Origin of the sequence: Halomonas sp. AOP43-D1-4 (genome assembly GCF_052446175.1) — a bacterium.
In the GTDB taxonomy this organism is placed as follows: Bacteria; Pseudomonadota; Gammaproteobacteria; order Pseudomonadales; family Halomonadaceae; genus Vreelandella; species Vreelandella citrativorans.
On record NZ_JBQSVY010000004.1, the window covers coordinates 186,187 to 199,735 of the forward strand.

The window sequence follows — 13,549 nt, forward strand, 5'->3', positions numbered from 1 at the left end:
AGCTTGATCAGCAGTCAGGGCAGGCCGGTGGTACCGGCCTGCCGGCTTATTATTGTGTGTCGATACCATATTCCGCCGAGGCGTCGAGCAACCAGCGGTAGCAGTAGTCGGCAAAACTGCGGCGCACCACCAATTCCCAGTGTGTCTCGGAAGGGCGGCGCAAAACCACGGTGGCCTTGGCAAACATGGTGGTTACCCCCTTGCCCACGGTAAATGTGCTGGGATGTACGTCATAGGAGACCGACTTCATCAGCACCTCGCGGGCGTTGTCGCCGCTTAGCGTTAGCACTGTCTGGCCGCCGCTTGCATTGACGATGCTCACGTGGGCATCGCCCAAGGCCTGGCGCAGCGCACTTTCTAGCGCGCCCTCTTCGCCGCCCGGCACAATCACTAGCCACTCGTCGGGTGAGAGCCACTGGATAGTGCGCTCGCCGCTATCGTCGTGTTCCAGAGCATTGGGCTTGGCTGGTAAGCTCATGCCCAGCGTGGCGCGAACCGCTTCATCGAGCACGATGGCCCCGCCGCGCAGCACCAGGTGGCCCAGCAGTGCTTTTTCACGCAGGACAACGCCTGCCTGACCGTTAGTGCGGGGCGCCGGGTGCTGCTGGTAGCTCCACGCCAGAGGAGATTCGACCTGCGGATTGCCGTCGGGCACGGTGTTGAACTCGCAAACGTTAGGTACACTCGCGTTAGACATGCTGGCGCTCTCCTTTTGGATCGATGAAGACAGGGCTTACGATTTCAGCTTCATGCACTGTGCCATCGGTCATGGGAATATAGACGGTCTGCCCCATCCGCTCGTGACCACCCATTACCACGGCAAGGGCGAAGCCGTGTTTGAGCGAGGCGCTGTAGTAACTCGACGTTACGTGCCCCTTCATGTCCATAGGGATCGACTGCTTGCCGTCAAAGACGACCTGGGCGCCTTCCTCCAGTACCACGCTTGGGTCTTTGGGTTTCAGGCCGACAAACTGCTTGCGGTCCGTACGGCGGGTATCGGGGCGTGACAGGGCTCGCTTGCCGATCCACGGGAAGGGCTTGTCGTAGCCGATCGCCCAGCGCATTCCAAGATCTTCCGGCGTCACCGAACCGTCGGTATCCTGGCCGACAATGATCAGGCCTTTTTCCGCACGCAGGACGTGCATGGTTTCGGTGCCGTAAGGCGTCAGGTTGTACTTTTTACCGTGCTCGAAAAGCTTCTTCCAGACGTGCATGGCGTAGTTGGCTTGCACGTTGATCTCGAACGCTAGCTCGCCGGTGAACGAAATGCGGAAGATGCGCGCGGGCACCTCGGCGACCGTGGCATCGCGCCAATCCATGAACTTGAAGTTCTCTTTATCAAGATTCATGTCGGTCAGCTCGGACAAAAGCTTGCGGGCGTCCGGGCCGGTCACGGTCATGGTTGCCCAGTGGTCGGTCACCGAGTTGAAGTAGACCTGAAGCTCCGGCCACTCGGTCTGGTGCCACAATTCTAGCCACTCGAGCACGCCTGCCGCGCCGCCGGTGGTGGTGGTCATCAGGAAGTGGTTATCACCCAGGCAACTGGTGGTGCCGTCGTCCATCAGCATGCCGTCGTCTTTACACATCAGGCCGTAACGCACGCGGCCAGGGGCGAGCTGGGCCCACTTGTTGGTATAGACGCGACCCAGGAACTCGCGGGCATCCGGGCCTTGAATATCAATCTTGCCAAGCGTCGAGGCATCCAGAATACCCACGCCTTCGCGCACCGCCAGGCACTCGCGGTTGACTGCATCGTGCATGGTTTCTTTCTTGCCATTCACGGTGCGGGGGAAGTACCACGGGCGTTTCCACTGGCCGACATCCTCGAACTCGGCGCCGTTTTCCACGTGCCACTGGTGCAGCGCGGTGTAGCGCTCAGGGTCAAACAGCTCGCCGCAGTGACGGCCAACGATGGCGCCAAAGGTCACCGGCGTATAGTTGGGCCGGAACACGGTGGTGCCTACTTCGGGAATCGAGCGTTTCAGACAGCGTGCAGCAATCGCCATGCCGTTGATGTTGCCAAGCTTGCCTTGGTCGGTACCAAAGCCCAGCGCCGTGTAGCGCTTGACGTGCTCAATGGATTCAAAGCCTTCGCGGGTGGCAAGCTCAATACCCGCCGCGGTGACATCGTTTTGCAGGTCAACAAACTGCTTGGGCGCGCGTAGGGCGCTCTTTTCATGCGGCACTTGATAAAGCGCGCAGGAAGGCGCATCACGCCGCGCTCGAGTGGCGGGCAGGGCAGCTTCCTCGGCGCTGTTAAAGCCGCACTCCAGCGCTGCCTGACACCCAATGCGAGCGCCATCAGCAAGCGTTTCGCCGAGGGCATAATAGCCCGCCACGCCGCCAGCCGACTGCATGCCCTTGACCGTGCCGGGCACAAAACCTAATAACTCTTCGTTCCATGCCGGGCGTGTGCCGGTGTGTGAGGAGAGGTGGATCACCGGGCTATAGCCGCCGGAGGTGGCGATGGTATCGCACTCAAGCTCTTCGGCTTTGCCGGTCACCACGAAACGCTCAAGATCAATGGCCGAGACGCGTGCGCCGGTAACACGCTGATTACCGCGTGCTTCGATGACGGCACTGCCGGTGATCACGCGAATACTGCTGTCGCGTGCCTGGCGAACCAGGTCGCCATCGGGGTTGGCGCGGGCATCGACAATGGCGACGACCTTACGTCCGGCTTCTTTCCAATCGAGGGCTGCGCGGTAAGCGTGGTCGTTGCTGGTGGAAAGTACCAGGCTGTTGCCGGGCACCACCGCGTAGCGGCGAATATAGTTGGATACGGCGCCTGCGAGCATGGTGCCCGGCAAGTCGTTGTTGGCGTACACCAAGGGGCGTTCGTGGGCGCCGCTGGCCAGCACCACTTGGCGGGCGCGCACGCGGTGAAGACGCGCACGTGATTCACCGGGGAAGCCCGCTTCACGGGCGGTATCGGCCATATGCTCGGTACGCCGCTCGTGCAGCGTGACAAAGTTGTGGTCGTGATAGCCGTTGGCGGTGGTGCGTGGCAGCAGCGTCACGTTATCCATCGCGCCAAGCTCTTTTACTGTTTGCTCAACCCAGCGCGTCGCTGAAACGCCATCCAGGGTTTCGCGGCTATCCAGTAGCGAGCCGCCCATCTCTTCATGTTCATCACACAGGATCACACGCGCACCGGAACGCGCGGCAGAAAGCGCCGCGGCAAGCCCCGCTGGGCCCGCGCCAATCACCATCACATCGCAGTGGTGATGCATGTGATCATAAATGTCCGGATCGGACTCGGTCGGTGCACGACCCAGCCCCGCGCCCATGCGGATGTACTTCTCATAGGTCATCCACATCGAGGCAGGGGCCATAAAGGTCTTGTAGTAGAACCCTGGCGGCATAAAACCACCGCCCAGCTTGCCTACCCAGCTCATTACGTCACGCTGAACGTTGGGCCAACCATTGGTACTGCGCGCCACCAGGCCGTTGTACAGGCCCTGCTGGGTAGCGCGGACGTTGGGCACCTGGGTGTCATTCTTGGCGCCCAGCTGAACGACGCCATTGGGCTCTTCGGCACCGGCGGCGACAATGCCGCGAGCGCGTGAATACTTGAAGCTACGGTTGACGATATTCACGCCGTTGGCGAGCAGTGCCGAAGCGAGCGTGTCGCCTTTCAGACCCTGGTAACGCTGACCGTTAAAGGTGAATTCAAGCACTTGGGAACGATCGACACGCCCACCGGCATCAATACGATTTTTCTGGGTCATGACGAGGCCTCCTCATTCAGTGCTTTGTTTTCAGGCCGTGCGCCCACGGTCTGCCAGCCGCCATCGGCCACCTGACCACCTTGTTCGTGACGAGCATCGGGCGTTGCCGCCGTAATGCTTGGCTGCTCACCCATGGGGTAGGTTTCGAGAATTTCGTAGGTCACCGTATTGCGGGTGATATTGAAGAACTTGCGACAGCCCACCGAGTGCACCCACATTTCGTGGTGAATGCCGCGCGGGTTGTTGCGGAAGAACAGGTAGTCACCCCACTCCTCGTCGCTGGTGTTGTCCGGGTCGGAAGGGCGCATCAAGTGGGCCTGGCCGCGAGGGTGGAACTCCTCTTCCTCGCGGTGCTCCTTGCAGTAGGGGCAGAAGATATAAAACATGATGGGCTCTCCTCAGTGCGCCACGCCAGCGGCGCCGTGTTCATCAATCAGCGCACCGGTATTGAAACGGTCGATGGAAAAAGGCGCAGCGATGGGGTGCATTTCACCCTTGGCCAGGCTTGCGGCGAAAACATGCCCGGAGCCGGGGGTCGCCTTGAAGCCACCGGTGCCCCAGCCACAGTTGAAATACAGACCTTTAACCTTCGTTTTGGACAGGATCGGGCAAGCATCCGGGCAGGTATCGACGATGCCGCCCCACTGGCGGTTCATACGCACCCGAGAGAACATCGGGAACATCTCGACGATGGCCTGAAGGGTGTGCTCGATGGTCGAGTAGCTGCCGCGCTGGCCGTAACCGACGTAGCCGTTGATGCCCGCCCCGATGACCAGGTCGCCCTTGTCGGACTGGCTGATGTAGCCGTGAACGTGGTTGGACATGGTGACGGTATTGAGGACCGGCTTGAGCGGCTCGGACACTAATGCCTGCAGCGGATGGGATTCCAGCGGCAGCTTGATGCCCGCCATGTTAGCCAATACGCCGGAGTTGCCCGCCGCCACGCAGCCCACGGTATTGGCTTCGATATCACCGCGGTTGGTGTGGACGCCCAGCACCTTGCCATCGCGAATCTTGAAGCCGGTGACCTCGGTATTCTGCAGAAGATCCACGCCGAGAGCATCGGCACCACGCGCATAGCCCCAGGCCACCGCATCGTGGCGCGCCACGCCGGCACTCTTCTGCCAGGAAGCGCCCATGATCGGGTAGCGGGCGCGGCTGGAAATATCCAGTTGAGGCTCGATCTCCTTGATCTGTTGCGGAGTGACTACCTCGCTGTCGATACCGTTCAAACGGTTAGCGTGAACGCGGCGCTGAATATCACGCATGTCCTGCAGGGTGTGGCCCAGATTGAGTACACCGCGCTGGGAAAACATCACGTTGTAGTTCAAATCCTGGGAGAGGCCCTTCCACAGGTCCAGCGAGTGGTTGTAAAGCCGCCCTGATTCATCCCATAGATAGTTAGAGCGTACGATGGTGGTATTACGTGCGGTGTTGCCGCCGCCCAGCCAGCCCTTTTCAACCACGGCGACATTCTTGATGCCGAACTCTTTCGCCAGGTAGTAAGCAGTGGCTAGTCCGTGACCGCCACCACCGACAATGATGACGTCGTAGCGCTTCTTGGGCTCAGGGTTGCGCCACTGGCGCTCCCAGTTCTCATGATGTCCAAGCGCATGTTTGACCAGTCCGAAGCCGGAATAACGTTGCATAAAGTTTCTCCTTGATCGGCTCCGCGGAGCCGGCTGGCGGCTATCGTCAGGCGATTGAGGCGCTATCGGCTACGTGCTCACTGGTGGTTTGGGCTTGGCCATATACCGGGTAGTGGGCACACAGGTCGGCGACGTTTTCACGTACCTGGTTTTCTACGTCAGTGGTGTCCTGCTGGTCGGCCAGTACGTCAAGAATGTCGCAAATCCAGCCTGCCAGGTGCTCACAGTCTGCCTCAACCATTCCGCGGGTGGTTACCGCCGGAGTGCCAATGCGCAGGCCCGAGGTAACGAAGGGGCTTTGCGGGTCGTTGGGCACGGTGTTCTTGTTGACCGTGATATGCGCGCGCCCAAGGGCTGCGTCGGCATCTTTACCGGTAATGCCCTGTTTGATCAGCGAGACCAGGAACAGGTGATCGTCGGTACCGCCGGAAACCACATCAAAACCACGCTCAACGAAGATGCGCGCCATCGCACGGGCGTTGGCGATAACCTGACGCTGGTAGTTAACGAAGTCCTGGTTCATGGCCTCTTTGAATGCCACCGCTTTGGCCGCGATCACATGCATCAGCGGGCCGCCCTGCTGGCCGGGGAATACCGCGCCATTGAGCTTCTTGTAAAGCGTCTCGTCGCCATCGGCGGAGAGAATCAGGCCGCCGCGCGGGCCGCGCAGTGTCTTGTGGGTCGTGGTCGTCACGACATGGGCATAGGGCAGCGGGCTCGGGTAGAGACCAGCAGCTACCAGGCCCGCTACGTGGGCCATATCGACCATCAGATAGGCGCCGACTTCATCGGCGATGTTACGGAAACGGCGCCAGTCGACCACGCGTGAATAGGCCGAGAAACCCGCAATGATCATTTTCGGCTTATGCTCTCGCGCCAGCCGCTCTACTTCGTCGTAGTCGATTTCGCCGGTGCCTTCGACCAGGCCGTACTGGATAGCGTTGTAGTGCTTGCCCGAGAAGTTGGGGGCTGCACCGTGGGTCAGGTGGCCGCCGTGGGCCAGGCTCATGCCCAGAATAGTGTCGCCAGGACTTACCAGCGCCATGAATACCGCCGCATTGGCCTGAGCGCCGGAATGGGGCTGCACGTTGGCATAGTTGGCACCAAACAGGCTGCAAGCCCGCTCGATAGCCAGCGCTTCCACCTTGTCGACGAATTCACAGCCGCCGTAATAGCGCTTGCCGGGATAGCCTTCGGCGTACTTGTTAGTCAACTGGGTGCCTTGCGCTTCCATCACCAGCTTGCTGGTGTAGTTCTCAGAGGCGATCAGTTCGATGTGGGCTTCTTGACGCGCTGTCTCTTCAGCGATTGCCGAGGCAAGGGCCGTGTCGTAGTTGGCCAAGCGGGCTTCGGGAGAAAAGTTATTGTGAGTCATCTGGGTCTCCAGGCTAGTCGCTTATATTCGGTCTGGGAGTTTGTTAGCGTCAGGAATGGCATCACCATTCACGCTATCGTGCCGCGATAGTATCGCTGGGCTTGCCCCCCAAGATGCTTACCGACGTCACCGCTCGGCGTATTTGCGACATTGACGTGAATTTTTTATGGGCCTTTATAAGGCGTCGCTCATTTATTGCTCGACGTCGTTTATAAGTAATTGCGGGTAGGCCGGGTGCGTCATGCTGCGGCAACAGGCTAATCTTTAATTGGCCTGCTGATCAGGAAGCGTTTCTCGAAAGCGCTTCACATACGCCAGCTCGATTTAAAATAATGATGCCAGCGCAGTTGTTGGAGTGGCCCTTGATAGCGTCCTTGAGACCGCTCTCTGAGAAAACCTCTTGAGACTGCGCCAGCACCCGGAAGAGAGGATTTCGCATGTCCAACAATCGTGGTGTTGTTTATATCGGCGACGGTAAAGTCGAAGTTCAGGATATCGCCTACCCGAAAATGGAAACCCCCCATGGCAAGCCCATTGATCACGGTGTCATTCTGAAAGTAGTGTCCACGAATATTTGCGGCTCCGACCAGCACATGGTACGCGGACGCACCACGGCGCCTACCGGTATGGTGCTGGGGCACGAGATCACTGGTGAGGTGATCGAAAAAGGCAAGGGCGTCGAGTTTCTAAACATTGGCGATATTGTATCCGTTCCCTTCAACGTCGCTTGCGGCCGCTGTCGCACCTGTAAAGAGGGCCACACCGGTCTTTGTCTACATGTTAACGATGACCGAGCGGGCGGTGCCTACGGCTATGTTGATATGGGTGGCTGGGTGGGCGGTCAGGCGCACTACGTAATGGTGCCCTACGCTGACTTCAACCTGCTCAAGTTCCCGGACCGTGATCAGGCCATGAGCCAGATTCGCGATCTAACCATGTTGAGCGATATTCTTCCGACCGGTTTCCACGGCGCCTTGAAAGCGGGCGTTGGTGCGGGTTCCACCGTGTACGTAGCGGGCGCAGGCCCTGTAGGGCTGGCTGCTGCCGCCTCGGCACGCCTGTTAGGCGCAGCGGTAGTGATGATTGGCGATTTCAACAAGGATCGCCTGGAGCACGCCCGCAAGATGGGCTTTGTACCGATTGATCTAAGCAAGCATGACCGTTTGGGCGAGATGATTGCCGCAGTGGTCGGCGAGCCTAGTGTGGACAGCGCCATTGATGCGGTGGGCTTTGAAGCGATCGGGCATGGCGGTAAAGAGCAGCCGGCAGTGGTGCTTAACCAGATGATGGAAGTCGCTCGCGAAGGCGGTTCTATCGGCATTCCTGGTCTATACGTAACGGAAGATCCGGGGGCGACCGAGAAAGCTGCACAAACTGGTAGCCTGAGCCTGCGCTTTGGCCAGGGCTGGGCCAAGGGGCTCTCGTTCCATACCGGCCAGACGCCGGTAGTGCAGTACAACCGCCAGCTGATGCAGGCCATTCTGCACGGGCGTTTGAACATTGCCGAGATCGTTAACGCCCAGGTTATCTCGTTGGAAGATGCGCCAACAGGTTACGAGCAGTTCGATGCAGGCGTGGCCAGCAAGTTCGTTCTTGATCCGCATGGATTGCTTGGCGTTGCCTGATTAAGCGCTAAAAAAAGCGGGTAACCAACGCTAATAACGCTCATGGCTACGTGCCATGGGCGTTTTTTTGTGTCCGCTTAGGGCGAGTGTAGGGCACAAAAAACGGATACCGAGGAGCTCAGTATCCGTTTTGGGTCGGGCTAGTGGTGAGTGAAGGGCTACCGCATTAGAAGTCGACTACCAGGTCACCTTTCGGTTTGCTGCAGCAGGACAGGATGTAGCCCTCTTCAATATCTTCGTCGGTGATACCGCCGTTATGCTCCATTTCCACCTCGCCAGATTTCAGCTCCACTCGGCAGGTGCCGCAGATGCCCATACCGCACGCCTTGGGAATATGCAGCCCCAGCTTGGCGGCTGCGGCGTGAACCGTTTCGCCTGCTTGTATACGTACACTTTTGCCCGACTGGGCAAATTCGATGTTGATCAGGTCCTCAGGCTCTGCTAGCTCGGCTTCCACTTCGGCCTGCTCGGCAAGCTCCAGGACGTCTTCCTGAACGTCAACCGGCGTCTCGCCAAACAGCTCTTCATGGTAGTGGTCCATGTTGTAGTTGTTGGCGCGCAAAATCGCTTTGATGGCATTCATATACGGTACGGGGCCGCAACAGAAGATCTCCCGCTCAAGGAAGTCCGGTGCCATCAGCTCAAGCATGGGCTGGGTTAGAAAACCGCGGTAGCCAGCCCATGCCTCACCGATATCTTCTTTCTTCTCGCACACGATATGGAGCTTGAATTCGGGGATGCGCGAGAACATGTGCACCAGCTCGCGATGGAAAATGACATCGCGCGGGGCACGGGCGCTGTGGATGAACTCCACATCGACGTTGGCGTTGGTATCGAAGAGCCAGCGCGTCATCGACATTAGCGGTGTGATGCCTACACCGCCTGAGAGAAGCAGCACCTTCTCGGCAGGAAAGTCGATGGAGTTGAAGTTGCCCACCGGGCCATGGACCACTAGCTCGTCGCCGACCTTTAAATTGGCATGCAGCCAGTTGGAGACCTGGCCCCCCGGCACCTGCTTGACCGTGATTGAGAAGCTGTAAGGCACAGAGGGAGAGCTTGAAATCGTATAGGAGCGCATAACGGGCTGATTATCGATTTCGAGCTCTAGTGTCACAAATTGGCCCGGCTTGAAGAAGAACATTACCGGCTGTTCAGCCATAAAGCAGAACGTGCGAACGTCCCAGGTTTCCTGAATGATCTTGACGCACCGCACATGGTGGCGGCCGTTGGTCCAGGTTTGGGTCGTGACGGGATTAAAGAAGTTCGTTGTCATCGTCGTCTCAATATGGCCGTGCTATCGCGTTGCCTTCACCGGCCCGTCCTGTCTGCACGGTCCAGCACCATTAACCTGCATTCTGGGTACGCGCTTTATGACCAGCTTGCCTGTTAGCGACACGCACTTACCTTGCGGCACCTTCTGCCTATCAAAAATCTCCGCCCACGTCGTCGCCACGCCACATAGTGTCGTGGGCAGACAATTGAAAGCAAATGGCGTGGACCACAATCCATCAACAAGTAGCAAGCGCTGCGCGCTTCACACAATCGCCAGGTTCAGCAACTTAACAACAACACAATTACGTTTGGTTAATGACTCTGTCGCCACCCTGGGTAAGGGAGGCGGTATTTAAAAGGATATCTGGTATGAACAAGACAATGGATGACACACTCAACGACCCTCTGGCTGCCATGCGTGAAGCGACGGTTGATATGCTACAGTCCCGCGCGCACGCGTTTTCTCTACCCCAACCGTTCTATAACGACGCCCGCTTGTTTGCGCTCGACATGCAGGAAGTCTTTGAAAAAGAGTGGCTATTCGCAGGGATGACCTGCGAGATCCCGGCCAAGGGCAACTTTATGACCTTGGAAATCGGTGATAATCCCGTTGTGATTGTGCGTGGCGGTGAAGGCCAGATTCATGCTTTTCATAACGTATGTCGCCATCGTGGCTCACGGCTGTGCACCAAGGACAAAGGAAAAGTCGCTAAACTGGTATGCCCCTACCATCAGTGGACTTACGAGCTTGACGGCCGCTTGCTGTTTGCCGGAAGCGACATGGGTACGGACTTCGACCTTAACCAGTTCGGGCTGAAGCCGGTTAGCGTGCGCACGGCGGGGGGCTTTGTATTTATTAATCTGAGCGATAACCCGCCCGCCATCGACGACCTCCTGGAGACGCTTGAGCACTACCTTGAGCCGTACCAGATGGATAACGTCAAGGTCGCTGTAGAGTCGAGTATTATTGAGCAGGCCAACTGGAAGCTGGTCATCGAGAATAACCGCGAGTGTTATCACTGTAATGGTGCGCACCCAGAGCTTTTGAACTCGCTAATCGAGTTTGACGATACCGAAGACCCGCGCGCGACGGACAAATATAAAGACCTGGTGACCCGCAAGCAGGCCGATTGGAACGGCGAGCAGGTGCCTTGGCAGCTCAAGCGCTTTGGCAAGCGTAACCGCGTGACGCGTACACCGCTACTCGATGGCGTGGTGTCCATGACCATGGATGGCAAGCCGGCCTGCAACAAGTTGATGGGCCGGTTGACCAGCCCGGACATGGGTTCGCTACGCATTCTGCACCTGCCCAACTCCTGGAACCACTTCATGGGCGACCATGCCGTCGTGTTCCGTGTATTGCCGCTTGGCCCGCAGAAAACCATGGTCACGACCAAGTGGCTGGTGCACAAGGACGCGGTAGAGGGCGTGGATTACGACCCGGAAAACATGCGTCGCGTGTGGGATGCCACCAACGATCAGGATCGCCAGCTGGCAGAAGAGAATCAGCGCGGTATCAACTCCAAGGCCTACCAGCCCGGCCCCTATTCACCAACCTACGAGTTTGGCGTCATCGACTTTATTGATTGGTACTCCGAGCACATGCTCAGCAATCTGGGAAGCGATAGCGTATCGCTGCAGTTGGCGCAGGGCTAACTGCACGCTGATGATGGGCTGGCCCGCGTTGGCGGGCCAGCCTGCGTTTAGCAATTGCCAATCCGTTCATCAACGCATTAATCAATCAGCTCATGCCCTTACTCAAAGGGCAGAAAACGCTCAATAGCGTGGCGCACCGAAGGCAGCAGAATGTCCTTTTGATCGATAAGCTTGCGCACCAACGTTGGCAGCTCGGTAACCGCCTGCTTGCGATGGGCCTCAGCGGCGATTTGAGCACATGTATCGGGGTCGGCGTTCTCTGGAATATCGATACCCAGCGCGGTCAGCTGTGCCCGAAAATCATCACCATCAATCAGTTCGACAATCATCATGACGGCATCCTCTCTTGTGTTGGTTGTTGGTCTGTCAGTGTACCTATAAATCGGCTGGCAATAGCGCTGGCAACGCGGCAATAGCTATGCCGGGGTCGGTTTTGAATAACTGGGCAAGTGAGTATCGCCTAAAAATTTAAACGCCCTATCCGCCACCTCGGCGGTTAGCGTACAGAAAAAAATAACAACGAGGATAACCTATGGACCATGATGATCCTGTTTTGACCCCCGGTCAGGATAACAAGCAGGTGATGGGGCTGGATTTCCATAACCCCGTCTTTCCGCTCTCCGCACTCGCCATTCTGCTGTTTATTCTTTATGCGCTGATCTATCCCGATGCTGCGAATACCCAGCTTGGCCTTGCCAAGAACTGGTCGATTGAGCATTTCGACTGGCTGTTCATGATTGCGGGTAATATTTTTGTAGTGTTCTGTCTGGCGCTTATCTGTCTTCCGGTTGGGCGGATACGCTTGGGCGGAAGTGATGCCAAGCCGGAATACTCGCGCACCTCCTGGTTCGCCATGCTGTTTGCGGCGGGTATGGGTATCGGGCTGATGTTCTGGAGTGTTGCTGAACCAGTGGCCTACTACACCGATTGGTACGGTACACCCTTGAATATTCCCCCAGGTACACCGGAGGGCGCTAGCGCCGCTATGGGCGCCACCATGTTTCATTGGGGGCTTCATCCATGGGCGATCTATGGCGTTGTCGCGCTATCCTTGGCTTTTTTTACCTACAATAAAGGCTTGCCGCTAACCCTGCGCTCTGCTTTTTACCCGATTTTGGGTGAGCGAACACGCGGCTGGGCAGGCCATGCCATTGATATTCTTGCCGTATTGGCAACCATCTTTGGCTTGGCAACGTCGCTTGGCTTTGGCGCTACCCAAGCGGCTGGCGGGCTTGCCTATCTTTTCGGCATACCCAATACCCTTGGAACACAGATGGCAATCATCCTGGTGGTTACGGTGATTGCACTGTTTTCGGTATGGCGGGGAATCGACGGCGGCGTCAAGCTGTTCTCGAACATCAATATGGTGGTCGCGGCAGTGCTGCTGCTGTTTGTGGTAATCGCCGGACCGACGCTGATGATTATAACGGGAATTGGCACCACAGCAGTGGACTATGTCAGCCATATCCTGCCGCTTTCGAACTGGATTGGCCGCGATGATGACGTCTGGTATCACGGCTGGACCATCTTCTACTGGGCGTGGTGGATCTCCTGGTCGCCGTTTGTGGGGATGTTTATTGCCCGCGTATCCCGGGGCGCACGGTACGCGAGTTCCTGATTGCGGTGCTGTTGGTGCCGACGCTGGTCACGCTGGTATGGATGAGCACCTTTGGCGGCGCGGCACTGTTTCAGGCCGAAAATAGCATGGGCGAATTAGCCAACGGCATCAGCGACGTTTCGCTTGCCATGTTCCACATGCTGGAGCTACTGCCGTTCACTGGCATCACCTCGACGCTGGCGATTGTGCTGGTGCTGGTCTTTTTCATTACCTCGGCGGATTCTGGCTCCCTCGTCATCGACAATATCACCGCGGGCGGGAAAACCGATGCGCCCAAGGGGCAGCGGGTGTTCTGGGCCGCGCTTGAAGGTGTCATCGCTGGTGTGCTGCTTTACGGTGGCGGTAGCGCGGCGCTTAGCGCGCTGCAAGCAGGCGCGGTGGCGACAGGGTTACCCTTTACGCTGGTGCTTCTGCTGATGTGTTTCAGCCTTTATAAAGGGCTTCACAAGGAGTGGCGCGAGCTCAATGCGGTGCCCAAAATAGCGCGATAGTCAGATTTTGTTGCTGTACTTTGTTGTTGCCAATAGGGGCGCCATTTCAATGGCGCCCCTATTGGTTAGCGGATATCGTGTCGTGATTCCTGCATGCGTTGCCGCTAATAGCAAAGAGTAGACAGCCAAAGC

The 13,549-nt window shown here is 57.8% G+C and carries 9 protein-coding genes and 1 pseudogene; 3 read left to right on the top strand and 7 right to left on the bottom strand.

Annotation, left to right across the window (positions count from 1 at the left end):
- Positions 1-49: 49 nt before the first annotated feature.
- From ACT3RQ_RS05985 to glyA, 5 genes are read right to left on the bottom strand one after another with little or no spacing between them, the layout of a single operon-like run.
- Entirely contained in the window at positions 50-697 is a 648-nt protein-coding gene (locus ACT3RQ_RS05985) for a sarcosine oxidase subunit gamma (RefSeq protein WP_442352853.1), read from the bottom strand.
- Positions 690-3,731, bottom strand: coding sequence for a sarcosine oxidase subunit alpha family protein (locus tag ACT3RQ_RS05990; RefSeq protein ID WP_444639565.1), 3,042 nt, complete (start codon positions 3,729-3,731; stop codon positions 690-692). The genes ACT3RQ_RS05985 and ACT3RQ_RS05990 overlap by 8 nt, the downstream gene beginning before the upstream one ends.
- Positions 3,728-4,117, bottom strand: coding sequence for a sarcosine oxidase subunit delta (locus ACT3RQ_RS05995; protein ID WP_172116814.1), 390 nt, complete (start codon positions 4,115-4,117; stop codon positions 3,728-3,730). Before ACT3RQ_RS05995 ends, ACT3RQ_RS05990 begins: the two co-directional genes overlap by 4 nt.
- A 12-nt stretch (positions 4,118-4,129) precedes the next feature.
- Positions 4,130-5,380 (bottom strand): sarcosine oxidase subunit beta family protein, encoded by a 1,251-nt coding sequence (locus tag ACT3RQ_RS06000; protein ID WP_192526867.1) that lies wholly within the window; start codon positions 5,378-5,380, stop codon positions 4,130-4,132.
- A 46-nt stretch (positions 5,381-5,426) separates the two neighbouring features.
- Positions 5,427-6,755 (bottom strand): serine hydroxymethyltransferase, encoded by a 1,329-nt coding sequence (gene glyA, locus ACT3RQ_RS06005; protein ID WP_192526868.1) that lies wholly within the window; start codon positions 6,753-6,755, stop codon positions 5,427-5,429.
- A 437-nt stretch (positions 6,756-7,192) separates the two neighbouring features.
- Between glyA and fdhA the strand changes: the two genes are divergently transcribed.
- Positions 7,193-8,380: a formaldehyde dehydrogenase, glutathione-independent gene (gene fdhA, locus ACT3RQ_RS06010; RefSeq protein ID WP_444680133.1), complete on the top strand. Its 1,188-nt coding sequence runs from the start codon at positions 7,193-7,195 to the stop codon at positions 8,378-8,380.
- A gap of 166 nt (positions 8,381-8,546) precedes the next feature.
- Here the strand turns inward: fdhA and ACT3RQ_RS06015 are convergent, their stop codons facing one another.
- On the bottom strand, positions 8,547-9,653 hold the full coding sequence (locus tag ACT3RQ_RS06015) for a hybrid-cluster NAD(P)-dependent oxidoreductase (RefSeq protein ID WP_192526870.1): 1,107 nt from the start codon (positions 9,651-9,653) through the stop codon (positions 8,547-8,549).
- Between the two features lie 368 nt (positions 9,654-10,021).
- Between ACT3RQ_RS06015 and ACT3RQ_RS06020 the strand changes: the two genes are divergently transcribed.
- Positions 10,022-11,308 carry an aromatic ring-hydroxylating oxygenase subunit alpha gene (locus ACT3RQ_RS06020; protein WP_444680134.1) on the top strand — a complete coding sequence of 429 codons (1,287 nt, stop codon included), beginning with the start codon at positions 10,022-10,024 and terminating at the stop codon, positions 11,306-11,308.
- 98 nt (positions 11,309-11,406) lie between these two features.
- Here ACT3RQ_RS06020 and ACT3RQ_RS06025 read toward each other — a convergent pair whose 3' ends face one another.
- Positions 11,407-11,640, bottom strand: coding sequence for a hypothetical protein (locus ACT3RQ_RS06025; RefSeq protein WP_444665459.1), 234 nt, complete (start codon positions 11,638-11,640; stop codon positions 11,407-11,409).
- Positions 11,641-11,840: 200 nt separating this feature from the next.
- Between ACT3RQ_RS06025 and ACT3RQ_RS06030 the strand changes: the two are divergent.
- Positions 11,841-13,417, top strand: a pseudogene (locus tag ACT3RQ_RS06030) (BCCT family transporter).
- Positions 13,418-13,549 lie beyond the last annotated feature (132 nt).

What these genes read in the sequence shown, in the direction of transcription:
- ACT3RQ_RS05985 (WP_442352853.1), bottom strand. Translation starts at nt 697, where the DNA reads ATGTCTAACGCGAGTGTACCTAACGTTTGCGAGTTCAACACCGTGCCC.
- ACT3RQ_RS05990 (WP_444639565.1), bottom strand. Translation starts at nt 3,731, where the DNA reads ATGACCCAGAAAAATCGTATTGATGCCGGTGGGCGTGTCGATCGTTCC.
- ACT3RQ_RS05995 (WP_172116814.1), bottom strand. Translation starts at nt 4,117, where the DNA reads ATGTTTTATATCTTCTGCCCCTACTGCAAGGAGCACCGCGAGGAAGAG.
- ACT3RQ_RS06000 (WP_192526867.1), bottom strand. Translation starts at nt 5,380, where the DNA reads ATGCAACGTTATTCCGGCTTCGGACTGGTCAAACATGCGCTTGGACAT.
- glyA (WP_192526868.1), bottom strand. Translation starts at nt 6,755, where the DNA reads ATGACTCACAATAACTTTTCTCCCGAAGCCCGCTTGGCCAACTACGAC.
- fdhA (WP_444680133.1), top strand. Translation starts at nt 7,193, where the DNA reads ATGTCCAACAATCGTGGTGTTGTTTATATCGGCGACGGTAAAGTCGAA.
- ACT3RQ_RS06015 (WP_192526870.1), bottom strand. Translation starts at nt 9,653, where the DNA reads ATGACAACGAACTTCTTTAATCCCGTCACGACCCAAACCTGGACCAAC.
- ACT3RQ_RS06020 (WP_444680134.1), top strand. Translation starts at nt 10,022, where the DNA reads ATGAACAAGACAATGGATGACACACTCAACGACCCTCTGGCTGCCATG.
- ACT3RQ_RS06025 (WP_444665459.1), bottom strand. Translation starts at nt 11,640, where the DNA reads ATGATGATTGTCGAACTGATTGATGGTGATGATTTTCGGGCACAGCTG.